At 26.9% G+C, this 26,817-nt stretch carries 25 protein-coding genes; all 25 read left to right on the top strand.

Annotated elements, in window-relative coordinates; genetic code table 11:
- Nucleotides 1-62: 62 nt before the first annotated feature.
- Nucleotides 63-875: an endolytic transglycosylase MltG gene (gene mltG, locus ABDZ71_RS03480; RefSeq protein ID WP_343758907.1), complete on the top strand. Its 813-nt coding sequence runs from the start codon at nucleotides 63-65 to the stop codon at nucleotides 873-875.
- A 194-nt stretch (nucleotides 876-1,069) separates the two neighbouring features.
- Nucleotides 1,070-1,735 (top strand): O-methyltransferase, encoded by a 666-nt coding sequence (locus tag ABDZ71_RS03485; protein ID WP_343758909.1) that lies wholly within the window; start codon nucleotides 1,070-1,072, stop codon nucleotides 1,733-1,735.
- A complete protein-coding gene (locus ABDZ71_RS03490; RefSeq protein ID WP_343758911.1) occupies nucleotides 1,728-2,951 on the top strand; it encodes a peptidase U32 family protein in 1,224 nt (407 codons plus the stop codon). The genes ABDZ71_RS03485 and ABDZ71_RS03490 overlap by 8 nt, the downstream gene beginning before the upstream one ends.
- A 23-nt stretch (nucleotides 2,952-2,974) precedes the next feature.
- The gene (gene udk / locus ABDZ71_RS03495) at nucleotides 2,975-3,601 is read left to right on the top strand and encodes a uridine kinase (RefSeq protein ID WP_343758913.1); all 627 of its coding nucleotides are present in this window, start codon (nucleotides 2,975-2,977) and stop codon (nucleotides 3,599-3,601) included.
- A gap of 69 nt (nucleotides 3,602-3,670) precedes the next feature.
- A complete protein-coding gene (locus ABDZ71_RS03500; RefSeq protein WP_343758914.1) occupies nucleotides 3,671-5,344 on the top strand; it encodes a penicillin-binding transpeptidase domain-containing protein in 1,674 nt (557 codons plus the stop codon).
- 82 nt (nucleotides 5,345-5,426) lie between these two features.
- Entirely contained in the window at nucleotides 5,427-6,143 is a 717-nt protein-coding gene (sigK, locus tag ABDZ71_RS03505; RefSeq protein WP_343758916.1) for an RNA polymerase sporulation sigma factor SigK, read from the top strand.
- Between the two features lie 324 nt (nucleotides 6,144-6,467).
- A complete protein-coding gene (locus tag ABDZ71_RS03510) occupies nucleotides 6,468-7,529 on the top strand; it encodes a type IV pilus twitching motility protein PilT (RefSeq protein ID WP_425544688.1) in 1,062 nt (353 codons plus the stop codon).
- Nucleotides 7,530-7,923: 394 nt separating this feature from the next.
- The gene (locus ABDZ71_RS03515) at nucleotides 7,924-9,219 is read left to right on the top strand and encodes a glycosyltransferase family 2 protein (protein ID WP_343758920.1); all 1,296 of its coding nucleotides are present in this window, start codon (nucleotides 7,924-7,926) and stop codon (nucleotides 9,217-9,219) included.
- Between the two features lie 170 nt (nucleotides 9,220-9,389).
- The gene (gene ftsA / locus ABDZ71_RS03520; protein WP_343758923.1) at nucleotides 9,390-10,646 is read left to right on the top strand and encodes a cell division protein FtsA; all 1,257 of its coding nucleotides are present in this window, start codon (nucleotides 9,390-9,392) and stop codon (nucleotides 10,644-10,646) included.
- Between the two features lie 18 nt (nucleotides 10,647-10,664).
- Nucleotides 10,665-11,849, top strand: a complete 1,185-nt coding sequence (gene ftsZ, locus ABDZ71_RS03525) for a cell division protein FtsZ (protein ID WP_343758925.1) — start codon at nucleotides 10,665-10,667, stop codon at nucleotides 11,847-11,849.
- A gap of 379 nt (nucleotides 11,850-12,228) precedes the next feature.
- Nucleotides 12,229-13,014 carry a sigma-E processing peptidase SpoIIGA gene (gene spoIIGA, locus ABDZ71_RS03530; RefSeq protein ID WP_343758927.1) on the top strand — a complete coding sequence of 262 codons (786 nt, stop codon included), beginning with the start codon at nucleotides 12,229-12,231 and terminating at the stop codon, nucleotides 13,012-13,014.
- 12 nt (nucleotides 13,015-13,026) lie between these two features.
- Nucleotides 13,027-13,734 (top strand): RNA polymerase sporulation sigma factor SigE, encoded by a 708-nt coding sequence (gene sigE, locus ABDZ71_RS03535; protein ID WP_343758928.1) that lies wholly within the window; start codon nucleotides 13,027-13,029, stop codon nucleotides 13,732-13,734.
- Between the two features lie 72 nt (nucleotides 13,735-13,806).
- Nucleotides 13,807-14,580 carry an RNA polymerase sporulation sigma factor SigG gene (gene sigG / locus ABDZ71_RS03540; protein WP_343758930.1) on the top strand — a complete coding sequence of 258 codons (774 nt, stop codon included), beginning with the start codon at nucleotides 13,807-13,809 and terminating at the stop codon, nucleotides 14,578-14,580.
- 232 nt (nucleotides 14,581-14,812) lie between these two features.
- A complete protein-coding gene (locus ABDZ71_RS03545; RefSeq protein WP_343758932.1) occupies nucleotides 14,813-15,082 on the top strand; it encodes a YlmC/YmxH family sporulation protein in 270 nt (89 codons plus the stop codon).
- Nucleotides 15,083-15,259: 177 nt separating this feature from the next.
- Nucleotides 15,260-15,721 carry a transcriptional regulator NrdR gene (nrdR, locus tag ABDZ71_RS03550; protein ID WP_343758934.1) on the top strand — a complete coding sequence of 154 codons (462 nt, stop codon included), beginning with the start codon at nucleotides 15,260-15,262 and terminating at the stop codon, nucleotides 15,719-15,721.
- Between the two features lie 150 nt (nucleotides 15,722-15,871).
- Entirely contained in the window at nucleotides 15,872-16,606 is a 735-nt protein-coding gene (gene pgeF, locus ABDZ71_RS03555) for a peptidoglycan editing factor PgeF (RefSeq protein WP_343758936.1), read from the top strand.
- A 10-nt stretch (nucleotides 16,607-16,616) separates the two neighbouring features.
- Entirely contained in the window at nucleotides 16,617-17,318 is a 702-nt protein-coding gene (locus ABDZ71_RS03560; protein ID WP_343758938.1) for a response regulator, read from the top strand.
- An 11-nt stretch (nucleotides 17,319-17,329) separates the two neighbouring features.
- On the top strand, nucleotides 17,330-19,048 hold the full coding sequence (gene pnpS, locus ABDZ71_RS03565; RefSeq protein WP_343758940.1) for a two-component system histidine kinase PnpS: 1,719 nt from the start codon (nucleotides 17,330-17,332) through the stop codon (nucleotides 19,046-19,048).
- 280 nt (nucleotides 19,049-19,328) lie between these two features.
- Nucleotides 19,329-20,216 (top strand): phosphate ABC transporter substrate-binding protein PstS family protein, encoded by an 888-nt coding sequence (locus ABDZ71_RS03570; protein ID WP_343758942.1) that lies wholly within the window; start codon nucleotides 19,329-19,331, stop codon nucleotides 20,214-20,216.
- A 357-nt stretch (nucleotides 20,217-20,573) separates the two neighbouring features.
- Nucleotides 20,574-21,497, top strand: coding sequence for a phosphate ABC transporter permease subunit PstC (pstC, locus tag ABDZ71_RS03575; protein WP_343758944.1), 924 nt, complete (start codon nucleotides 20,574-20,576; stop codon nucleotides 21,495-21,497).
- On the top strand, nucleotides 21,494-22,375 hold the full coding sequence (gene pstA / locus ABDZ71_RS03580) for a phosphate ABC transporter permease PstA (RefSeq protein ID WP_343759935.1): 882 nt from the start codon (nucleotides 21,494-21,496) through the stop codon (nucleotides 22,373-22,375). The genes pstC and pstA overlap by 4 nt, the downstream gene beginning before the upstream one ends.
- Before the next feature lie 13 nt (nucleotides 22,376-22,388).
- The gene (pstB, locus tag ABDZ71_RS03585; RefSeq protein ID WP_343758946.1) at nucleotides 22,389-23,138 is read left to right on the top strand and encodes a phosphate ABC transporter ATP-binding protein PstB; all 750 of its coding nucleotides are present in this window, start codon (nucleotides 22,389-22,391) and stop codon (nucleotides 23,136-23,138) included.
- A gap of 177 nt (nucleotides 23,139-23,315) precedes the next feature.
- Nucleotides 23,316-23,969, top strand: coding sequence for a phosphate signaling complex protein PhoU (gene phoU / locus ABDZ71_RS03590; protein ID WP_343758948.1), 654 nt, complete (start codon nucleotides 23,316-23,318; stop codon nucleotides 23,967-23,969).
- Nucleotides 23,970-24,162: 193 nt separating this feature from the next.
- The gene (locus ABDZ71_RS03595) at nucleotides 24,163-25,497 is read left to right on the top strand and encodes a DUF512 domain-containing protein (protein ID WP_343758950.1); all 1,335 of its coding nucleotides are present in this window, start codon (nucleotides 24,163-24,165) and stop codon (nucleotides 25,495-25,497) included.
- Between the two features lie 2 nt (nucleotides 25,498-25,499).
- Entirely contained in the window at nucleotides 25,500-26,816 is a 1,317-nt protein-coding gene (der, locus tag ABDZ71_RS03600; RefSeq protein ID WP_343758952.1) for a ribosome biogenesis GTPase Der, read from the top strand.
- The last annotated feature ends 1 nt before the right edge of the window (nucleotide 26,817 follow it).

Here is a 26,817-nt window from a genome sequence, read left to right on the forward strand (position 1 = left end):
AACTAGCATGAGCGCAGTGTGCTGGTTGTTTATCTATATATAAATCTATAGAGGTGATTGGTGTGAAAAAAAAATATATATTTGCACTTTTGATTTTAACTTTAGTATTAATTTTAGGAGTTATTGGTTTTAGAAATTATAAAAGAAAAAATGATTTGGAAAAATTAAGATTAAAAAGACTACAGTCTACTGTAAATGTAACTATTCCAGAAGGATATAATATAGAGGAAATAGCTTCAAAACTAGAAAGTTTAAATATAATAAATAAAAAAGAATTTTTACATAGTGTAGATATTTATAAAGCTCCATCATATATAAAAAAAGATAACAAAAGAAAACATCAATTAGAAGGATTTCTTTTTCCTGATACATATAAATTTATGAAAGGGGAAAAAGGAGAAGACATAATAAAAACAATGCTTAATAGATTTGAAGAAGTAAGAAAAGAAATAGAAGATAAGAATAAAATAAAGATAGAAAATAAAGATATTGATAAAATAATGACTATGGCATCAGTTGTAGAAAAAGAAGCAAGGGTAGATAGTGAAAGAGGAAAAGTTGCATCTGTATTTTATAACAGATTAAATAAAAATATAAAGCTAGAATCTTGTGCTACAGTTATATATGCTTTAGGATATCATAAGGATAAACTGTTATATAAAGATTTGAAAGTTGATTCCTTATATAATACATATTTGCAAAAAGGGATGCCTGTAGGACCTATAAGTAATCCTGGAAGAAAATCTATAGAAGCTGCTGTTAAACCAGATAAAACTAATTATCTTTATTTTGTTTCTAAAAATGATGGAACTCATTTTTTTACAAATGATTATAATGAATTTTTGAAAATGAAGAAAAAAACTCAAGATATTTAAAATAAACTTAGGCTTATTAAGATAAATAACAAGTAAAAGATATGACGTAATTTCTTTGAGGTACTTACTTGAATTTTGTTTATAGCTTTATTATTAGTAGATTAAAGGAAGAAGTATTCTAAAAAATATTACCATGTTAATTAGGTGTTTATATGAATAAGCCTTATGTAACGACTAGTAATTTGGAGGAAAATATGAGTAAAATAGCTTATGATTATATGGAGAGTTATATAAGATCAAAAATAGCTGATCACGGTGGAATATTAAAAGAATTAGAAGAATATGCAAAAGAAAATTCTGTTCCTATAATACATAAAGAAGTGGCAAACTTTTTAGATTTAATGATAAATATTATAAAGCCTAAAAAAATATTAGAGTTAGGAACTGCAATCGGTTATTCAGCTATATTAATGCATGAAAAATCACAAGAAAATACTAAGATAACAACTATAGAACGAGATGAAAAAATGATCAAGATAGCTAAAACTAATATAGAAAAATGTGGACTTAATAAAGATATTCAAATATTAGAAGGGGATTGCCTTGATATTTTAAAATCTATGGAAGTTGAAAATTTAAAGTATGATTTGATATTTATGGATGCAGGTAAAGGACACTATAATGAATTTTTCCCTCATTGTTTAAACTTATTAACTGAAGATGGAGTTATAATAGGGGATAATGTTTTATTTAGAGGAATGGTAGCTTCTAATGATTTGGTAATTAGAAGAAAAATAACTATAGTAAAAAGAATGAGAAAATATATAGATATGATTAGTAATGAAAAGAAATTTACTACGTCAATAATACCTATGGGGGATGGCATTGCAGTGACTAAGAGGAGGAGAGAACATGAATAGTATAAAGCCAGAGATACTTGCACCAGCAGGTAATTTGCAAAAGCTAAAGACAGCTATAAACTTTGGAGCTGATGCAGTTTATTTAGGTGGAAGTAAGTTAAACTTGAGAGCATTTGCAGATAACTTTACTGATGAAGAGTTAAAAGAAGGAATAGAGTATGCCCATAAAAGAGGAAGAAAGGTATATGTAACTGTAAATGTATTTCCTCATAATGGAGATTTATATGGGTTAGAGGATTATTTGAAAAAATTATATGATTTTAAAGTGGACGCTATTATAGTATCAGATCCTGGAATAATAATGACTTGTAAAGAATGTGCACCTAATTTAGAAATACATTTGAGTACACAAGCTAATACAGTAAATTGGAAGTCAATAATGTTTTGGTATAAACAAGGCATAAAAAGAGTAGTTACTGCTAGAGAATTATCTTTAGATGAAATAAAAGAGATAAAAGAAAAAATACCAAAAGATTGTGAAATTGAAGCTTTTGTACATGGGTCTATGTGTATGTCTTATTCTGGAAGATGCCTTTTATCAAATTACATGACAGGAAGAGATTCTAATAGAGGAGCCTGTGCTCAACCTTGTAGGTATAAATATTATTTGATGGAAGAAAAAAGAAAAGAAGAATACTATCCAATCCTAGAAGATGATAGAGGTACATATATAATGAATTCAAAAGATTTATGTATGATAAAGTATATACCAGACCTTGTAAAAAGTGGTATAGATTCTTTTAAAATAGAAGGAAGAATGAAGAGTGCATTTTATGTTGCTACTGTAGTTAAGGCTTATAGAGCTGCTGTAGATGCATATTTTGATGATCCAACAAATTATAAATTTAATGAAGCCTGGATGGATTGCTTGGAAATGGCAAGTCATAGAAAATTTTATACAGGATTTTATTTTAATGAACCAAACAAACAAATATATGAATCTTCATCTTATATAAGAAATTGTGATATTATAGGTATAGTAAAATCATTTGATAAAACTAATAATGTAGTAGAAGTAGAACAAAAGAATAAGGTTTATGATGGAGATGAAATTAAAGTTCTTAGACCAGATGTTGAAATATTTAATGTTAATATAGAAAATATGGTTGATAAGGATGGAGAAAAAATAGAATCAGCACCAAGAGCTCAAATGATATTTAGATTTAATTCATCTAAAGAATTAAAAGAAAATGATATATTAATAAAAAATAAGTAACCAAAGGTTAGGGGGAAAGACTAATGAGAAAACCAGTCTTAATAGGAATAACTGGTGGAACTGGATCAGGAAAAAGTACTGTTGCAAATGAAATATATAATAAGTTTGATGAAGATTGTATTGCTATGATACAACAAGATTCCTATTATAAAGATCAAAGTAATGTTCCAATAGAAGATAGAAGTAAGAAAAATTATGATCACCCAGATGCATTTGATAACGATTTATTAATAGAACATTTAAATAGTTTATTAAATTTTAAAGCTGTAAAAAAACCTATATATAATTTTGAACTGCATAATAGAGAAAAAGATTTTGTGAATGTGGATCCTAGAGAGATAATAATAGTAGAAGGGATAATGATACTTCAAGATCCAAGATTAAGAGAACTTTTAGATATAAAAATATATGTTGATACAGATGCGGATGTTAGAATAATAAGAAGAATTTTAAGAGATATAAATGAAAGAGGAAGAACAGTAGATTCTGTTATAAACCAATATTTGAATATTGTAAGACCTATGCATCTTCAATTTGTAGAACCATCTAAAAGATATGCAGATATAATAATACCAGAAGGTGGACATAACAAAGTAGCAATTGATATGATGGTTGCTAATATAAAACACCTTTTAAATAAATCTGAATAATAAAATGATATTTTGAATAAACCACCTAATTTTGGCAATAATTTTAGCTAAGATGAGGTGGTTTATATTATGAAAAGATATTTGAATAAAAAAAGAATTTATAAGGTGCTAATAATATTTATATTGATTTTTTCAGTTCTTATATTAAGAATATATAAATTTCAATATTTGGATAGAGATAAGTTTGCTGTAATGGCTGATGCACAGTATGCATATAAGGAGCCTATATGGGAAAATAAATTTAAGCTCTTAGATACAAATGGTAAAGATCTTCTTAAATATAAAGATAAATATTATGCTGTTATAGTTCCTCAAAGTTTTGAGGACAATGAAAAAGAAGAAGAAAAAGTGTTATCCATATTATATACTCTTAAAAATTATAATAAAGATTATGATTTAGCAGAGAGTAATGTAACTAAAAGTGGAAAATTGTATTATGAAATAGATAAGAATACTTATGAAAAATTAATGAAAATGAAAAAGCTTAAAGGCTTTTATGTTTATAAAACTTCTGTAGTAGATAAAGATTATAATAATAGAAAAGAGCATTGGAAATTAGAAAATATGCTTTTAAATCCATATAAAAAGGATGGAAAGACCTTTAAAAACAAAGATTCTTTGGAGTATAAAATTTATGATAAAACTAAAGATAATGATATAGATAAAATTGTATATAATAAGGATTTAAATGGACAAATTATGTCTAATGAAATAGAAAAAGCAAGTAAAAGTGTTAATCCAAAGCTTACTTTAGATTCTAATATTCAAGATAAAATAAGAAAGGTTTTAGAAAATAAAAAATATAAAAAATATTCTCAAATTGGAGTAGCTTTGATGGAAAGTGACACTGGCAAAATAAGTGGTATGGCACAAAAGGATGAAACCCTTCCAAATGTAATTATAGGGGCATCTAGTAAAAATGGATTTCCACCAGGATCTATTTTTAAGGTTATAGTTGAAGAAGCAGCTTTAGAAAATGATGTTATAACAGAGGATGATAAATTTTATTGTAAAGGTCAATTTGAAAAAAACCATGAAGGGTGCCATGGGAATCTAAATTATAAAGATGCTTTCACAGTATCTTGCAATGATATATTTTCCCAAATAGGTAGAAAAGTAGGTTTTGGAAATATTGATGATATTATGAAAAGACAAGATTTGTTTGGTAAAGTTTTGAACTTGAATTATGAACAAAAAGGAAGTTTTCAACTCTCAAACAATAAGAAGCCTAGTTTAGAGGATGGAACATTATCTTTAATTTCTTTTGGACAATTGATGAGGATGACTCCTATAGAAGCTTTGTCTATGGTTAATGTAGTTGTTAATAATGGAGTTTATACAAAACCCTATTTATTAGAATCTTACGTTGATAACAATAATAAAACTTTACAAACTGAAAAAACTATTAAAAAGAAAATTATTGATAAAGACAATGCTATAAATATTAAAGATCAAATGATAGATGTAGTTAAAAAAGGTACAGGAAAGTTAGCTTATAATAAAAATATTTTAATAGGTGGAAAAACAGGATCCACAGAAAGAACAGAAAAAGATGGAAAAGGAAAAATTAAATCTAAATCAGATGGATGGTTTATAGGTTTTTTCGAAAATAATGGAAAGACTTATTCTATGGTAGTTTTTGTTCCTAATATAGATTCGGAAAAAGAAAGTGCAGGAAATACTGCAGTGCCTATATTTTACGATATAGTTAAAGAGTTAAATAAAGGTGAAATATTAAAATAAAATTATAAAATATAATTATACATGCAATTTTTTCTGTATGCTTACATATTATATTAATAAGCACTATTAGGGGGAACAACTTGTGTTTTTTGTAGAATGCTTATTAGATATGATTGGAAGTATGATACTTTTAACAGGGTATGTTACGGGTAATAGCTCGTTTCCACAACCTTTAAATGAAAAAGAAGAAAAGTACTATTTAAAAAAATTAAAAGAAGGAGATCCTTTAGCAAAAAACATATTAGTAGAAAGAAATTTAAGATTAGTAGCACATATAGTCAAAAAATATTCTTATCCAGGGAAAGATATTGATGATTTAATATCAATAGGAACAGTTGGATTAATAAAGGCTATAGATTCTTTTGATAATTCTAAAGGAACTAGATTAGCTACTTATGCTGCTAAATGTATAGAAAATGAAATATTGATGCTTATGAGGAATAATAAGAAAACTAAAGGAGAAATGTATCTTCAAGATCCTATAGGTATAGACAAAGAAGGAAATGAGATATCCCTTATGGACATATTAAGCACTGATGAAAATTCTATAATAGAAATAGTAGAAAATAAGATACAAATAAAAAAATTATATGGAAAAATAGATACAGCTCTTAAAGGAAGAGAAAAAAAAGTAATACAAATGAGATATGGGCTTAAAGATGGGAAACCTAAAACTCAAAGAGAGATAGCAGCAATTTTGAATATATCAAGGTCTTATGTTTCTAGAATAGAAAAAAAGGCTTTGAAGAAGTTATATAAAGAGCTTAATTGTGGGAGCAATTTAAAAAATGCAAAATGATTTATGATTAAGAATTAAGGATTAAGAATGTATTACATAAATATAATTCTAATTCTTAATTCTTAATTTTACCATTATATTTTAGTAAAAAAAAATTATTTAGAGTTAATATGTAAAATAGATTAAAAATATAGTGTTTATGAACGAAAATATAAAGGGGATTGTTAAACAATGTGTTAATAAATTTATATGATTATCTAAAAATATGCTTTATTAAATTAATATATTATTTATAACTTATATAATAAAAGATTAAAATAATAATATTAAATTTATAGGATAATAATAGATATTAAAGACAAAGGATAGATTGACGAAAGGAGAATGCCAGTGATATTATTAGAAAAATTACTAGAAAAAACTATTAAAGAAAAGGCATCAGATTTACATTTAACTGTAGGAGTATCACCTATAATAAGAAAAAACGGTGAATTAACTCATTTGGAAGCTGAGAAGATATCTCCTTTAGAAACAGAAAATTGTGCAAAAGAACTTTTAGGAGATTTATATGGAGAATACATAAAAAAAGGAGAAATAGACACTTCCTATTCAGTCCCTGGTCTTGGAAGATTTAGAGTGAGCATATTTAAGCAAAGAGGAAGTACAGCTATTTCAATAAGAGTAGTTACATTAAAAATACCTACATTAAAAGATTTAAAAATGCCAGAGGTAATAAAGGATCTCACATATAAAAAGAAAGGACTTGTATTAGTAACAGGATCTACAGGAGCAGGGAAAAGTACTACTTTAGCTGCAATGATAAATGAGATAAATGCTAATAAAGCTAGCCATATAATTACCTTAGAAGATCCTATAGAATTTCTACATAAACATAATAAATCAATAATCAATCAAAGAGAAATAGGAAGGGATACATTAAATTATAAAAATGCTTTAAAAGCAGCATTAAGAGAAGATCCTGATATAATATTAATAGGAGAACTTAGAGATTTAGATACTATATCAATAGCTCTTACAGCAGCGGAAACAGGTCACTTAGTATTTTCTACATTGCATACTATAGGAGCTGCAAAAACTATAGATAGAATTGTTAATGTATACCCACCATATCAACAACAGGAAGTAAGAATGCAATTAGCTAGTGTTATTGAAGGAATAGTCTGTCAGCAGTTAATTCCAAAAACAAATGGTAAAGGAAGAATTGCAGCTTTAGAAATAATGACAGGAACTAATGCTATAAGAAATATGATAAGAGAAGGTAAATCTTATCAGATAGAATCATCTATTCAAACAGGATCAAAATATGGAATGAAAACTATGGATATATCTTTAGCAGAACTTTATAAACAAGGCTTAATATCTTATGATGCAGCTTTAACATATGCAATGGATAAAGAATTAATTATGAAAATAATTAATATCTAAAATATGGAGATTATAGTAAATAAGAAGGCTTTAAAAGGCCTTTTTATTTATTTGGAGTTATTTACTATTAGTAGCTATTTGCTTTATGTATTATAATTAATAGTAAGAGTCTTATAAATGAAACATTGAATAATATATTAAAATAGAGTAAAGCTAAATATGACTATTATATAAATAAGTTTTTATATAATTAATAACATTAGAATAAATTTAATATACTTATATTAAGTATTTATTAATTATTTAGTTTGTTTATAATAATAATGCTTATTAATTCTATTATAAATGTAGATTTTTCATATAAGTTTAAATAATTTTAATATAATTGTCCATAATTGTATAGTAATTAATTTTCATTTATGCTAAAATAACTTTGAACCAAGGGGGGATACTGTTGGATATCATAAATGATATATTAACCTATAGTTCCAAAACAATAACTTACATAGTATATTTTGTTACAATGTATCAATTATTTATATCATTTTTTGGAATATGGAGAAGGAAAGACAAGAAAAAATATGATGATAAAACAAAATTTGCGCTTATTGTAGCTGCTCACAACGAACAATTAGTTATTGCTGATATTATAAATAGTTTAAAAATGTTAAATTATAATAAAAAATTATATGATATATTTGTTATAGCAGATAATTGTACTGATAAAACAGCAGAGATAGCAAGAAAAAATGGAGCTTTGGTTTATGAAAGATGTGACAAAAAGAGAAGAGGCAAAGGGTATGCCCTTGAGTGGATGTTTAGTAAAATATATAAAATGGAAAACAAATATGATTCCGTAGTTATTTTCGATGCAGACAATTTAGTTCACAAAGATTTCTTAAAAGAAATGAACCAAAAAGTGCTTCAAGGATACAAAGTAGTTCAGGGATACTTAGATAGTAAAAATCCTTTAGATAGCTGGATAACAGGAAGTTATTCAATATCATTTTGGACTATGAATAGAATGTTCCAATTAGCTAGATATAATTTAGGGCTTTCAAGTCAATTAGGTGGAACAGGATTTTGTATAGGTATTGATATATTGAAAGAATTAGGTTGGGGAGCTACTTGTCTTACAGAAGATTTAGAGTTCTCTTGTAAACTTGTATTAAATGGATATAAAGTTGGATGGGCCCACGATGCAATAATATATGATGAAAAGCCTTTAAAATTAGCACAATCATGGAGACAAAGAAAAAGATGGATGCAAGGCTTTGCAGATGTATTTAGTAGATACTTTTTTAAGCTTATGAAAAGAGCAGTAACAAAATTTAGTTTTACATCTTTTGATTGCGCACTTTATAGCATACAACCAATAGTAAGTATATTTATTGGTTTGTCAGTTATAATAGGTTTTATAAAATATATAATTGGTGCAGTTGCTTTAGTTAATAATTTTAGTAGTGTAGTTAGTTCTATAAACTTTAATCTTTCTACTATAAATTTTAATGCAGTTACTATAATTGTAATATTACTTTCATTATTGCAAATATTATATTTTCCATTTATCTTGGGACTTGAAAAAAAATTAAGTTTAAAGGTTATATTGTATTATATAGTATTTCCAATATATACAATAACCTGGTTCCCTATTTCTATACAAGGTATATTGGATAAAAATAAAAAAGAATGGAATCATACCGTTCATACAAGAAGTATGAATATAGAGGAATTAGAAAAAGTAAATTAAACTAAAAGGGAAAGGTATACTTTCTCTTTTTCTAATTTATGGTAAGCAATGGAAAATTAATTTAATTAAATTCTAATTATCATTATAATTATTAATTAAAATAAAAGGAAATAAGGCTTTTTTGTTGAATATATATTTTGATGGTTTTCTATGCAAAGGGGGAAGTCCGAATGAATGAATATATAGTTGGAGTGGATATAGGATCCTCTAAAATATGTGCAGCAGCAGGGAAATATGATAAATATGGTAAACTACAAATAAGAGGTATTACTTCTGTAAGTTATAGTGGCATGAAAAACGGAGTAATAGTAGATATGGACAATACTGCTAATGCTATAAAAAATTGTATAAAGCAATTAGAAGGTATGGTTGACACTCAAGTTTTAGGGTTTTATATTTCTTTACCATCTAGAATAGGAACGTTAGTTTCTAACCGGGGAGTGGTGGCTGTAGCCTCAGATGACAGAGAAATATCTCAAAAAGATGTAAAAAGAGTTATAAATGCGGCTAAAATCGTAAAAGTTCCGACCGATAAAGAGATTATAGGAGTTATACCAAAACAATATATCATAGATGGATACGATAAAATAAAAGATCCAGTAGGGATGAGTGCTTCAAGATTAGAAGTAGATTCATATGTTATATTAGCCGAAAGTACAGTTATTAGTAATTTATTTAAAACTGTTGAAAAAGCAGGATATGAAGTCCTAGGAATGGTATTTCAACCTATGGCTGATGCTGAAGTAGTTCTAAAAAAAGAAGAAATGGATTTAGGATGCGCATTGGTTAATATAGGAGCAGATTCAATCGATATATCTATATACAAAGATGAGAAGTTATCTTATACATCTTGTATAAATATAGGTGGCAATAGTATAACAAATGATATAGCTATATGTTTAAAGCTTCCTTTTTCAGAGGCAGAAAAGTTGAAGATTAAATATGGTATTATAGGGATAGATAACTTAGAATTAAAAGATAGTATAAAAGTAAATCTAGGTTATAATAATGTCATAAAAATAAACTCTTCTATGCTTTTAGACGTAATTGAAGCAAGAGCAGAAGAACTTTTAAAACTTATTATGAAAAATCTAAAAGAAAGTGGACAATATAGCCAAATATCAGGTATAGTTATAGCAGGAGGAGGTCTTGCAACAATAAAAGGTATAGAAGAGTTAGGAGAATATGTTTTTAAAAAGCCAGTTAGAGTAGGAACTCCAGACTACGTTGGAGCAATAAATCCAGCATATGTGTCAGCAGTAGGAACAGTAAGAGATGTTTTAAACACAATGAAAGCAAATAAAAGTAACAATAATGTAGAAGATGAAGCAGCTGTGGCTTGTGAAGAAACTTCTAAGAAAACTTCAAGTAAACAAAAGGGTCCAATAATAAAGATAAAAGAGTTTTTAACAGAATTTTTCGAATAACGATAAGGAGGTATTATTGTGCTAGATTTCGATGTAGATGTAAAGCAATTTGCTCAAATAAAAGTAATTGGATGTGGTGGCGGTGGAAACAACGCTGTAAATAGAATGATTATTGAAGGATTAAAAAATGTAGAATTTATTGCTATAAATACAGATAAACAAGCTCTAATGCTTTCACAAGCGTCTCAGAAGATACAAATAGGAGACAAGCTTACAAAAGGATTAGGTGCTGGTGCCAATCCAGAAATAGGACAGAAAGCTGCTGAAGAAAGCAAAGATGAGATATCTCAAGCTATTAAAGGTGCTGATATGGTATTCATAACTGCTGGAATGGGCGGTGGAACAGGAACAGGTGCAGCCCCTGTAATTGCTGAAATAGCTAAATCAATGGGTATACTTACAGTAGGAGTAGTTACAAAACCTTTCCCATTTGAAGGTAGAAAAAGAATGGTACATGCAGATATGGGAATTAATACTTTAAAAGAAAGAGTTGATACATTAGTTACTATACCTAATGAAAGATTATTAAGTATAGTTGACAAAAAAACTAGTTTAATGGAAGCTTTTAAATTAGCAGATGATGTATTAAGACAAGGTGTACAAGGTATTTCTGACCTTATAACAATTCCAGGACTTGTTAACTTGGATTTTGCAGATGTCAGAACTATAATGTTAGATAGAGGATTAGCTCATATGGGCGTAGGACGGGGCACAGGAGATAATAGAGCCCAAGAAGCAGCTAAGCAAGCTATATCAAGTCCTCTTCTTGAAACATCAATAGTAGGCGCTACTGGAGTGCTTTTAAACATAACAGGTGGTGGAGATTTAGGATTATTAGAAATAAATGAAGCTGCTGAAATAGTACAGGAAGCTGCTGATCCTGATGCCAATATAATTTTTGGTGCTGTTATAGATGAAAACTTAAAAGACGAGTTAAGAATTACTGTAATTGCTACTGGTTTTGAAGTTGAAGCAGAAGAGGAAGAACCAGAAAACACAAATTCTGTAAATATTAATCGTAATGTTAATAATAATTCAAATAACATAAGAGTAAATGGAAATGATTTAAATAGAAAACATGAATTAAATAGAGAACATGATATAAATAGAAAGCACGATGAAGCAGCAGCTTCATCAGAATATGATTCATTAAATGAAGATGATTTAGAAATACCAGCTTTCTTAAGAAGAAAAAGAAGATAAAAGGTTATATGGCTAGGTTTGCCATATAACCTTTTATCTTTAAAATTATTATATGCAATAAAAAGCACCTGTAAATTTTTATAGGTGTTTTTTGTTGTATATGAAAGTATAAAGTTTCTAAAATAAATTAATATTTCTTAGTGAAGTGATGATTTTTCTAGAAATATATGTTTTTCTTTTTCAAAAGTAATATTAATTTACGTATATATAGTGTTTTATTCATAAAAATATATATGCAAGTTAAAATTTAATATTTAATGATAGATTTTGATGTATAAAAGTATAAATTTATAATATGAAGTGACAAAATTTTAAATAGATAAGTTATATAATAGTAAATAAATGGAAAAGGTTTTACTATCATGATAGGGGGGGTATGGTGGTAATATATTTAGATGTATTAATTTTTCAAAATTTTATAGTGAATTTATTTCTCTTAGTTGTTACGTCACAAACGTTAAAGATAAGTAAAAAAATTTTAAGTTATGTTTTAGCTGCTTTTTTAGGAAGTTTATATGTTTTAGTTATTATTTATCCTAGCTTGAATTTTTTTAGTTCTATTATATTTAAAATTTTAGTAGCTTTTTTTATTGTTTGGATAGCTTTTAGAAAAAATAATATATTTTTTAATTTAAAAGCAACAGCAATATATATATGTTATTCAATGATTATTGCTGGTATATGTATTTTTATGGAATGTAGTTACAATAGTAGTTCTTTTAATATTATTATAGGCAATTTTTCCTATAAGAAATTATTGATGGCTTTGATGATTTTATATATTGTAGCATCTAAAGTTGTATGGTTTATAAAAGATAGAAAAGATATAAGTCAATTTATATATGATGTAAATATAGTATTAAATAATAGAATTACTAAAGTAAAAGCTTTTTTAGATACAGGAAATGAACTTAGGGAACCTGCAACAAATCTTCCAGTAATAATAGTAGATAGAGAAGTATTTTTGAACATAAACTTAGATGACTATGATAAATTTTATATACCTTATAGTGTTATAAATGGACATAGTGGAAATTTAAAAGGTTTTAAACCAGAAGGTATATATATAGGGGATGAAAAAAAACAAGCCATAATAGGTATTTCCGAGGAAAAGTTAAGTTCTATAAAAGATTATCAGGCATTATTATCAAGAGGAATTGTATAGGGAGGTATAGGGATGTTAAATTTTAAAATATTATTAAATAGAATATTAATAAAACTTAAGTTTTTGGCTAAAAATGTATACTACATAGGAGGAAACGATGCGCTTCCACCTCCACTTACTAAAGAAGAAGAGGTAAATTTAGTAATGCAACTTGTAGATGGAGATGAAAATATTAGATCTATCTTAATAGAGAGAAACCTAAGGCTCGTAGTATACATTGCAAGAAAATTTGAAAATACAGGCATTTGTATAGAGGACTTAATATCCGTAGGCACTATAGGACTTATTAAAGCTGTAAATACTTTTAAACCAGATAAAAAAATAAAATTAGCAACTTATGCTTCAAGGTGCATAGAAAATGAAATATTAATGTATTTAAGAAGAAATAGCAAAGTTAAAGCTGAAATATCTTTTTATGAACCTTTAAATATTGATTGGGATGGAAATGAGCTATTGTTATCAGATATACTAGGTACAGAAAATGATATAGTATATAATTTGATAGAAGATGAAGTAGACAAACAGTTACTCATTTTAGCTATGAAAAAACTTAATGATAGAGAAAAAGAAATAGTAAAGCTTAGATTTGGATTAACAGGTAAGGGAGAAAAAACTCAAAAGGAAGTAGCAGATATGTTAGGTATCTCTCAATCATATATATCCAGGCTTGAAAAAAGAATAATCAAAAGATTAAAAAAAGAAATAAGTAAAATGATATAGTTTGTCTTTAGTATAAAAAAAACCTCCTTTGGAAACAATTAAAATGCAATCATTCTAAAGGGGCTGATAATAATGATTACAAACAAGGTAGAAATATGTGGAGTAAATACATCAAAATTACCAGTGTTAAAAGACAAGGAAATGAAAAAATTATTAGTTAGAATAAGAAATGGAGAAAATGAATGTAGGGAAAAGTTTATTAAAGGAAACCTAAGATTAGTGTTAAGCGTTATTAAAAGATTTAATAACAGAGGTGAAAATGTAGATGACCTTTTTCAAGTTGGATGTATAGGACTTATAAAGGCTATCGACAACTTTGATTTAAGTCAGAATGTAAAATTTTCTACTTATGCAGTTCCTATGATTATTGGAGAAATAAGAAGGTATTTAAGAGATAATAATTCAATAAGAGTAAGTAGATCATTAAGAGACATAGCGTATAAATCATTACAGGTAAGAGATAGACTTGTAAAGAAAAATAACAAAGAACCTACAATATCTCAAATATCAAAAGAATTAGAAATACCTAGAGAAGAAGTGGTATTTGCTTTAGATGCTATTCAAGATCCTGTATCTTTATTTGAACCTATATATCATGATGGTGGAGATGCTATATATGTTATGGATCAAATAAGTGATAGTAAAAATTTAGATCAAGATTGGATAGAAAATATTTCTATAAAAGAAGCAATGAAAAAATTAAATGATAGAGAAAAACTAATAGTTAATTTGAGATTCTTTGATGGAAGAACTCAAATGGAGGTAGCAGACGAAATTGGAATATCTCAAGCTCAAGTATCTAGATTAGAGAAAACAGCTTTAAGACATATGAGAAAACATTTATAAAAAGATGTAAAGAAAATAAAGAACCAATAAATATTTCTTAATAGACTAATATTTCTATAGAAATAATATATTGGTTCTTTTTCTTTTTGGTATAAAGATATTTATAATACATAAATTTATAAATAATATAAAGTATTAATTGGATTTTGTAGAGGTTTATTTTTACATTCATATAATTATTATAAATATCATATATATTTATAGTAATTATTAATAATAGGGGGAGTAGCATATGGAAAGTATGGAATTGAATTCTATAGGAAGTTTAAAGAATATGGAAGTTATAGACATAAATACTGGAAGTAAAATGGGGTACATAAAAGATTTGAAAATAGATTGTGATGGTTATAAGATAGTATCCATAATACTTCCTTCTAGAAAAGTATCTTTCTTTGGGAAAAGCCAAGATATTGATATACCATGGAGTGATATAAAAAAAATAGGAGTAGATGTAATACTAGTAAATTCACAAGAAGATTTTCAAAAAACAGAAGATATGTAGTATGGAGGATAAAGTATTAAAGTCTACTAAATAAAATAACTAGTTAGCATATAAGTTTTATACAAATTGGTAATTACAGCTTTAATTTGTTATTTGTTTTCATATGCTTAGCTTATAATTGAATATGTGATATAATGATGAATATACGACTATTCTAAAGAAAAGGGTGTGGATAAATTGAAATGTCCATATTGTTCATATGGAGAAAGCAAAGTAGTTGATTCTAGATCAACAGAAGATGGAACTTCCATAAGAAGAAGAAGAGAATGTTTAAAATGTAATAAAAGATATACCACTTATGAGAAAATAGAGAATATACCTATTCTTGTTATAAAGAAAAATTTAAGCAGGGAGTATTTTGATAAGACTAAGATAATTAATGGGTTAATTAAAGCTTGTCAAAAAAGACCTGTATCAAGAAATCAAATTGAATTTATTGCTAGTGAAGTTGAAAGAAAAATAAATAATAAAATGCTTACAGAAGTAAGGTCAGAGTATGTAGGGGAAATAATAATGGATGTATTAAAAGATATAGATGAGGTTTCTTATGTTAGATTTGCTTCTGTATATAGGCAGTTTAAAGACATAAATACCTTTATGGAAGAAATCAAAAATTTAATGGGAAAAGATAAAAGCTGACGTGTATAATAATAGCACGCCAGTTTTTTGTAAAATATAAATTAAATATATTTAATGTTAAAACAAAGTTAACTTAGTTAAAAAAAGAAACATAATCTAGTGTTTTTATTTTTATTAATGTTAAAATAATTTTGAAAGGTGATAGAGATTATGAAGTTTAATTTAGATACTATCAATATATGTAATAATATTTTTATTAAAGTTTCCTTAGATAAAACTAATTTTATATTTTCAACGGCAGAAAATAATTTGGATTTTAATAAGAATTCAGAAATAGGACAAGACAATTTGGCTAAATTAAAAAACTGGTTTTCAGTAGAAAAAGTAGGTTATTTGAGTCAAATACATAGCAATAATATTTACGAATATAAAAATCAGATATGTGATAACTTAGAAGGGGATGCTATAATAAGTAATAAAAAATCTGTAGCTATAGGAATTTTTACAGCTGATTGTGTGCCTATTCTTTTGTATGATAAAAAAAATAAAGCAATAGCTGCTATTCACAGTGGGTGGAGAGGTACTTATAATCATATAACTATGGATACAATAGATAGATTAAACAAAGAATATAATACTAAAGCAGAAGATATAATAGCAATAATAGGACCTCACATATCAAAATGTTGTTATGAAGTTAGCGAAAGTCTTATAAGTAAGTTTAAAAATGATAATTTATATAATGATTTTATAATAGATGATGGTAATAGAAATTTAGATTTATCTCAATGTATAATTGCACAGCTTTTAAATAAAAAAGTAAGTAATGAAAATATTTTAGATTTAAATATGTGTACTTATTGTAATGAGGATTATAGATTCCATTCTTATAGAAAAGATCAAAATACAGGGAGACAGTTTTCTTTTGTATATATAAGTGAGTAGGAGGAGTAGTATGTCAGTTAAAAAAGTATTGATGGTTGATGATGAAGAACATATTTGTGAACTTGTGAAATTTAATATAGAAAAAAATGGGTATAAATGTATATGTGCTAATGATGGATTAGAAGGATTAAAAATGGCTAAAGAAGAAAGACCTAATCTTATATTATTAGATCTAATGCTTCCTGGTATGGATGGATATGAAGTATGTAAAGAGATAAGAAAAGATAGTAATATATCTAATACGCCTATAATAATGATTACAGCAAAGAGTGAAGAATTAGATAAGATACTAGGATTAGAATTAGGAGCAGATGATTATATAACAAAACCCTTTTCAGTTAGAGAGATGATTGCAAGAGTAAAAGCAGTTTTAAGAAGAGTCTCTTCAGTGCAAGAAGTTACTAAATCTTATAAATTCGGTAATATAGAAATAAATTTTGAAAAACATTTTTTAAGTAAAAATGATAAAAAAATAGATTTAACTTTAAAAGAGTTTGAACTTTTGGAAGTTTTAATTAGAAATAAAGGGAAAGTTATGAAAAGAGATTTTCTTTTAGATAGAATATGGGGATATGAATATATAGGAGAAACTAGAACGGTAGATGTTCATATAAGACATTTAAGAAAAAAAATAGAAGATGATGATAAAAATCCAAAATATATAGAAACTATAAGAGGAATAGGTTATAGATTTACTAATGATTTTAATTAAAGGTGAGTAGTATGAAAAAAAAGATAATGATATCTATGCTAGGTGTGTTAGTTCTTAGTTTAACTATTGTGTCTTCTTTATTTATGATAATAATAAATTATCAATATGTTGAAAATGCAAAAAAAGAATTAAAAAATACAAACTATATGTTTATAAACATATACAAAGAGCAGAAAGGGGATATTAAAAAGTTTTCATCTTTTTCTAAGAAGCTCTTAAAAGAAAGCGATATAAGAATAACTTTAGTTGATAAAAAGGGAAAAGTTTTATCTGATTCTAAAAATGATATATCTAAATTAGATAATCATAATAAAAGAGATGAAGTAATTGATGCAAGACAAAAAGGACAGGGGTATAGTATAAGGCATAGTGCTAGTATATATTCAGATAGCTTATATTATGCTACAAAATTTGATGATTCTTATATTATAAGAACTTCTATGAAAATGAAACAAGTATCTTTTTCAGAAGGAGAATATTTTAAATATTATATATACATAATAATTTTTTCTCTTGTGGTTTCAATACTTTTTTCATCAAGATTATCTCATGCTATTGTAGAACCTATAAAATATTTAAATTTTATAACATCTAGAATGGCAAAAGGAGAGCTTGATAGAAGAGTCACAATAACATCAGATGATGAAATAGGAGAACTTGGAAAGACTTTCAATAATATGTCTGATAAATTAGAAAATACTTTAAGAGAAGTTATAGATAAGCAAAATAGATTAGAAGCCATATTAAAAAGTATGGATAGTGGAGTTATAGCTATAGATAAAGAATTTAAAGTAATAATGATAAATCCATATGCTAAAAAATTATTTGGTATAAAAGGCGATGTTATTGGTGAAAATCTTATGGATAAAATAAGAGATTTTGAATTTGAAAATATATTTAGAAATGATGATATAGATAATAAAGAAATAAATATATTATGGCCTAATAAAAGAGATTTAAGAGTTAAAACAGCTGATATAGTAAGTAAGTATGATTTAATAGGTAAAGTGGCTGTAGTTCAAGATGTAACAGATATAAAAAGGCTTGAAAAGATGAGAGAACAATTTGTTGCAAATGTATCTCATGAACTAAAAACTCCTTTAACTTCAATAAAAGGTTTTGCTGAAACTTTAAAATATGTTGAAAATAAAGATACAAGAGAAAAATTTTTAAAGATAATTAATGATGAAGCAGAAAGATTAACAAGATTAATACAAGATATACTTGTTTTATCTAACATAGAAAAAAATAAAAACACAGAAGAAATGCAAACTTTTAATATAAATGATTTAATAGAAGATGTTTTGTATTTAGTTAAAAAATCTGCAGATAATAAGAGTATATCTATATTTTTAAATAAAGATGATTTACCTAATATAAAAGGATATAAAGATAAATATAAACAATTAGTAATAAATCTTATAGATAATGCTATAAAATATACGGAGCCAGAAGGAAGAGTAATTGTAACTACTAATTTAGATAACACTAGTAATAATATAGTTTTAGTAGTTGAAGATACAGGAGTTGGTATACCTAAAAAATATTTAGATAGAATTTTTGAAAGATTTTATAGAATAGATAAAGCAAGATCTAGATCAGAAGGTGGAACAGGACTAGGCCTTGCCATAGTAAAACATATAGTAATAAGTATAAATGGGAAAATAGAAGTACAAAGTGAACCTAATAAAGGGAGCAAGTTTATAATAAGGATACCTATCTATCAATAAAATAAATATAAAAAATAAAGAAGTTAAGATTTTATCTTAACTTCTTTATTTTTATATTTAGGAAAGTACAAGTTTTTTATATAAATATTCAAAGCTATCTATTGAAATTATACAGAATAAAAGAAAATCCTTAAGTTAATAATAAGCTTAATAAAATAATATTTAGGCTATGTTAAATTTAATTAACACTAGCATAATTTTTACTTAACTTAAGTGTTTTAATATGTTAATAGAACTTAAATTATTTACATATGGTCAAAATGAATGGAGGTTTATGTTAATGAAAAGAAAAGGACTTAAACTATTAGTATCTGCTTTAGCAATCACACTTACAATGGGAGTACTTGCAGGCTGTGGAAATAAGGAAGAAGCTAAAAAAGAAGAAACTAATAAGAATGCTATAAGTGGGACAATTACTTCTTTAGGATCTTCAGCACTTCAACCATTAGCTGAACAAGCGGCTAAAAACTTTAGAGAAAAAAATCCAGATGCTACTATAAATGTTCAAGGTGGAGGTAGTGGAGCTGGAGTTAAACAAGTTTCTTCTGGAGCAGTAGAAATAGGAAACTCTGATGTGGAAGCTAAAGAAAAATTAAAAGATGAATCTAAAGTTAAAGAATTAGTAGATCATAAAGTATGTGGTATAGGATTTGCAGTTGTAGTTAATAAAGACGTAAAAGTTGATAATTTAACTAAAAAACAAATTCAAGATATATTTACAGGGAAAGTTACTAACTGGAAAGATATAGGCGGCCAAGATGAAAAAATAAATGTTGTAAATAGATCTAAATCTTCAGGAACAAGAGCTACTTTTAAAAACACAGTTATGGAAGGTAAAGATGAAAAAGAAGGATTAGGAACAACTCAAGACTCAAGTGGAAGTGTTGAAAAAGCAATAAGTCAAACTAAAGGAGCTATAAGTTACTTAGCTATGTCATATATAACTGAAGAGAAAAAAGAAAATCTTAAAGTTTTAAAAGTAGATGGAGTAGAAGCTAATAAAGAAAATATAACTGCTAAAAAATATCCATTCTGGTCTTATGAACATATGTATACAAAAGGTGAACCTAAAGGTTTAACTAAAGCTTTCTTAGATTATATGGTTAGTGATGATAATAAAGCATTAGTTGAAAAACTAGGATATATACCAATGGGAGATCTTAAATAATAATTAATAATTAGCAAATAACAGATAACAATTAAGGGATATTAATTAATGATTGATAAATAAGAATTTATAGGTGAGATGGATTGATAATTTCAATAATTTCAGTAAAGGTAAAATATATTATATCTTAATAACTTATTCAAAATATTATATTAATAGTTTCAAAGATAAAGTATCATTGGATAATTTAGCTTACTGTATTAGATAAATTTTTGAAAGAACTTTATATTTAATAGTTTAGAATAAATAATTTAAATATAAAAAATGAGTATAATGAGTTAATTTAGCAAAAAAATATAAATTAGGGTTTAGTGCTTTTAGCATTAAACCTTATTGATGGGTTTGAGGTAGATAGGTATGAAATCAACTAAAATTAAAAAAAGTGCTATGAATGATAAGAAAAAAATTAACATTCAAAATTTAAAAAATGAATATATAGGAAGAGGTTTATCCACTATATGTGGAGTTTTAATAGTAGTACTTACTTTATCAATAATAGTATTTGTTGCTTCAAAAGGATTGAAATTATTTTCTTCTGGTTATTCAATTCAAGAATTTTTAACATCAATGAAATGGGCACCAGATGCTGATAAACCTAAGTATGGGGCACTTATATTTATAGCAGGATCAACCTTTGTGTCTATAGGGGCAGTAATAATAAGTGCTCCTATAAGCGTAGCTTTAGCTATATTTATGAATCATATATCTCCTAAATTAGGGAAAAAAGTTTTACAACCAGCTTTGGAACTCTTTGTAGGAATACCCTCAGTTGTTTATGGGTGGTTAGGACTTAGTATACTTTTACCAGTTGTAAAGAAAATATTTGGAGGAACAGGATTTAGTTTATTATCAGGAATAATAGTATTAAGCGTAATGATTTTGCCAACTATAGCTAGTATTTCTTCCGATGCAATAAAGAATGTACCAAAGTCATATGTTAGTGCTTCTTATGGGTTAGGGGCTACTAGATGGCAAACTATTGTGAAGGTTATAGTTCCATCAGCTAAAAATGGTATATTAACAGCTATAATACTTGGATTAGCTAGAGCCTTTGGAGAAGCACTAGCAGTTCAAATGGTAATAGGAAATTCTATAAAATTCCCTAAATTATTAAATCCTACATCAACTTTAACTGGTGCAATAACTATGGATATGGCAAATACAGTAGAAGGAACGCCATGGAATGATGCTCTTTGGTCATTGGCATTCTTACTTTTAATAATGTCATTCATATTTATAGCAATAATAAAAGTAGTAAGTAAGAGAGGTGAAGCTTCATAATGTCAAAGTTAATAGATAAGATTTGGACTACAATATTGTACATTATATCAGCTTTTGTAGTAACTTTACTTCTTATACTTATAGGTTATATTTTATACAAAGGAGTAGGAAGTTTAAGTCCCAGCTTTTTATTTGGAGATCCTAAGATAGGAGAAGCAGGGGGAGGAATAGGGCCTCAACTGTTTAATTCGTTTTATATGCTTGTTATTTCTTTAGCTATAAGTATTCCTTTAAGTATAGGAGCAGGAATATATTTAGCTGAGTATGCAAAAGAAGGAATGTTTCTAAATATAGTAAGAACTAGTATTGAAACTATGGCATCATTGCCTTCTATAGTAGTAGGTTTATTCGGGTTTTTAATATTTGTTAAGATGACTAATTGGGGATTTACTTTGCTTTCTGGTGCACTTGCTATAACTATAATAAATTTACCAGGACTTACAAGAGTTTGTGAAAATGCCATAAGAGCTTCATCAAAAGGAGTTAAAGAAGCTAGTTTAGGATTAGGTGCAACACGATTTCAAACTATAAAGAGAGTGGTGATTCCAGCAGCTATACCAGAGATAATTACAGGAGTTATATTAGCAGCAGGTAGAATATTTGGAGAAGCAGCAGCTCTTTTATATACAGCAGGAATGAGTGCTCCTTCTTTGGATTTTACAGCTAATATTACTTCTAAAGCTTCTCCTTTTAATTTGATGAGACCGGCAGAAACTTTAGCTGTATATATATGGAAAGTTAATTCAGAGGGAATGATTCCTGATGCTACTAAGATAGCTAATGGATCTTCTGCAGTTCTTATAATAATGGTTTTATTATTTAATGTTTTAGCAAGACTTATAGGAAAAAAAGTTTACAAAATGTACAGTGGAAGCTAATAGGAGGAAAAATATGAGTATAATAAGTACAGAAAACTTAAATTTATATTATGGGACGGTAAGAGCTTTAAGAGATATAAGCATGTCTATAGAAAAAAATGCAGTTACTGCATTAATTGGACCATCTGGATGTGGAAAATCAACTTTTTTAAGGACTATAAATAGGATGAATGATTTAATAGATTCTGTAAAAATAGATGGAAAAGTTTTATTTGAAGGTCATGATATATATAAAGATTATGATGTAATAGATCTTAGAAAAAAAATAGGAATGGTTTTTCAACATCCAAATCCTTTTCCTATGTCTATATATGATAATGTAGCTTATGGGCCAAGAATTCATGGAATTAAAAATAAGAACAAATTAGACGAAATAGTAGAAAAGAGTTTAAAAGGTGCAGCTCTTTGGGAGGAAGTTAAAGATAGATTAAACAAAAATGCTTTAGGAATGTCCGGTGGACAACAACAAAGGTTATGTATAGCTAGAACACTTGCTATTGAACCAGAAGTTTTACTTATGGATGAACCTACATCTGCATTAGATCCAATATCTACTCTTAAAATTGAAGAATTAATGGATGAGTTAAATAAAAAATACACAGTTATAATAGTAACTCATAATATGCAACAAGCAGGAAGGATATCAGATAATACAGCATTTTTTTTAACAGGGGAAGTAGTTGAGTTTGGAAAAACTGAAGATATATTCTATAAACCTAAAGATAAAAGAACAGAAGATTATATAACAGGAAGATTTGGTTAAAGGAAAAAGATTTTCTAATCTTTGTAAAAAATAAACTTATATAAAGATTTAGAAAATCTTATTCCATATAAAATTATCTTAATTTTGTCTATGTAAAGCTTAAAAGGTTATAATTTAAATATTAAGTGTAATTTTTTATTCTTTTTAATTATAATTAGGGAAGAAGGTGTTTATAAAATGAGAAAAGCTTTTGATAGTGAACTTGTAGAACTTCATAATAGTATGCTTAGAATGGGAAGTATAGTAGAGAAACAATTAAATTCTTGTGTTCAAGCGTTAGTAGATAAAGATGAAGTTTTAGCTAAAAAAGTAATAGAAAAAGATAACATAATAGATGATTTAGAAAAAGAGATAGAAGATAAATGTATAATGCTTATAGCAAAAGAACAGCCAATAGCTACAGATTTAAGAATTATATTTACAACACTAAAAATAGTAACTGATTTAGAAAGAATGGCAGATCATGCAGTAGATATTGCTAAAATATCAATAAGAATAAAAAATGAAAATTATGTGAAAAAGTTGGTTAATATCCCTAAAATGGCAAATCTAGTACAAAAAATGATTAAAGAAGCATTAGATGCTTATGTAGATGGAGATAAGAAAGCAGCATATGAAGTTTGTGCAATAGATGATGAAATAGATGCTTTATATAAAGAAGCTTTTAAAAGTTGTATAGAAATAATGATAAAAGATAAAACAACAATAAATCAATTAACTCAATTTTTATTTGTATGTAAATACTTAGAAAGAATAGGGGATCATGTTACTAATATTTGTGAATGGACTATATATCTAGTAACAGGAGAACATGTAGATATGAATGAGTAAAATTAAATTGAGGTTTTACTCATTAAAGAAAATCTAAGATGAAAACATATATTTAATAAAAGATGTTTAAAAAATATCTTTAGATAAATATATGTTTTCATTTTGTTTTAAATAAAACCCCTTCCATTGACTAAATCTTCATATTAATGTAATATAACTTAATGACAAATATAATAAATGTGGAGTTGAAACTATGAAAAAGGAAATACTAAAAGTACATAGAGGTAGTATAGCTGAGGAACTTGATATAGAGCCTGGCGATTACTTAATTTCTATAAATGATAATAGTGTAAAGGATATAATAGACTATAAATTTTTAGTAACCGATGAATATCTTAAAGTAGATATAGAAAAGAGTAGTGGGGAAATATGGGAACTTGAAATAGAAAAAGAATATGACGAGGATTTAGGGGTAGAATTTAAAGAAGCAATATTAGATAAACCACAAACTTGTCGTAATAAATGTTTATTTTGTTTTATAGACCAACTTCCAAAAGGCATGAGGAAAACTTTATATTTTAAAGATGATGATTCAAGATTATCTTTTTTGCAAGGAAATTTTTTAACGCTAACTAATATGAGTGATGAAGATATAGATAGGATAATAAAGTATAAAATAAGCCCTATAAACATATCAGTTCATACCACAAATCCAGAACTTAGAGTAAAACTTTTGAATAATAGATTTGCAGGAAACTTATATGAAAGAATAACTAAACTAGCTAGTGCAGGGATAAAGATGAATTGTCAAGTAGTTTTATGTCCAGGTCTTAATAATGGAGCAGAATTAAAAAGAACTATAGAAGATTTATATAAATTTTATCCTAATGTAGAAAATCTAGCAGTAGTACCTATAGGTGTTACTAAGTTTAGAGAAGGTCTTTATCAATTTGAACTTTTTAATAAAGAGACTGCAAGAAAAGAAATAGATATGGTTAAAGAATATCAGATGAAATTCTTAAAAGAAGTAGGGAAACCTTTTGTTAGATTATCAGATGAATTTTATGTTATAGCAGAGAGAGATGTGCCAGATTCAGGATTTTACGATGGATTTAATCAGTTAGAAGATGGCGTAGGTGTAATAAGGGTTTTTAGAGAAAATATACATAATAGTTTAGAAAATTTAAAGAAAAATACTAGAGGTAACTTCACGGTTATTACAGGGGCTTCAGCATATAATGAAATACTGGGTGCGTGTGAAAAAGTTAATTATTTTAATAATAATATAAAAATAGAACCTATAAAAATATTAAATAATTTTTTTGGAACTACAATCACAGTAGCTGGACTTATAACTGGAATAGATATTATAGAGCAAACTAAAGATAAAGAGCTTGGAGAGTATGTTATAATTCCTGATGTAATGCTTAGAAAAGGGTATGAATTAGCAGATAATGATTTCAAAGTATTTTTGGATGATACAACTTTAAGTGAACTTGAAATTAGGCTTAAAAGAAAAATTTTGGTTTGTGATTATACTGGTGAAGATCTAATAGATTTAATAAATAAACATAGCAAGGAGGAGTAATTATGGGAAAACCTATAGTTGCAATAGTGGGAAGACCTAACGTAGGAAAATCTACACTATTTAATAAATTAGCAGGAAAAAGAATATCGATAGTAGAAGATACTCCAGGAGTAACAAGAGATAGAATTTATGCAGAAGCTGATTGGCTTAAGTATAATTTTACTATAATAGATACTGGTGGTATTGAACCTGAAAGTTCTGATGTAATAGTATCTCAAATGAGAAGACAGGCACAAATAGCAATTGAAATGGCAGATGTTATTATATTTATAGTAGATGGAAAAGAAGGAATAACACCAGCAGATGAAGAAGTTGCTCATATGCTTAGAAAAAGTAAAAAATCAATAGTTTTAGCAGTAAATAAAATAGACAGAGTAGCACTACAAGAGAATATATATGAATTTTATAACTTAGGAATTGGAGATCCTATAGCTATATCTGCATCTCAAGGGTTAAGTTTAGGTGATATGTTAGATGAGGTTGTAGAATATTTTAAAGATAATGAAGATGCTCTTTTAAAAGAAGAACGTGTAAATATTGCTTTCGTAGGTAAACCTAATGTAGGAAAATCTTCATTAATAAATAAATTATTAGGGGAAAATAGAGTTATAGTAAGTAATATTCCAGGAACTACTAGAGATGCTATAGATAGCTTTTTAGATACTGAAGAAGGTAAATTTACTCTTATAGATACTGCAGGACTTAGACGTAAAAGTAAAGTAAAAGAAGAAATAGAAAGATATAGCGTTATAAGAACATATGCATCTATAGAAAAAGCAGATGTATGTATACTTATGATTGATGCTGAAGAAGGAATATCTGAGCAAGATGAAAAAATAATAGGATATGCTCATGACTTAAACAAAGCAATATTAGTTATAGTTAATAAATGGGATTTAATTGAAAAAGATGATAAAACAATGTATAAATTTAAAAATGACATAAAAGTAAAATTAGCATTTATGCCTTATGCTAAATTCTTATTTATTTCTGCTAAAACAGGCCAAAGAGTACATAAGGTTTTAAGTTTAGCCAAAGAATGTTATGCAAACTATAGCAAAAGAATAAAAACCGGTGTATTAAATGATGTTATAAGTAAGGCAATAATGATGAAAGAGCCTCCTGTTATGGGAACAAGAAGACTTAAGATTTATTATGCAACTCAAGTAGCTACAAAGGCTCCTACTTTTATATTATTTGTAAATGATACTGGCTGTGTACATTTTTCATATAAGAGGTATTTAGAAAATAAACTAAGAGAAAATTTTGATTTCTCTGGAACAGGCATAAAAGTGGAGTTTAGAGAAAGGAAGGAATAAA

Origin of the sequence: Clostridium oceanicum (genome assembly GCF_039521385.1) — a bacterium.
GTDB lineage: Bacteria > Bacillota > Clostridia > Clostridiales > Clostridiaceae > Clostridium_F > Clostridium_F oceanicum.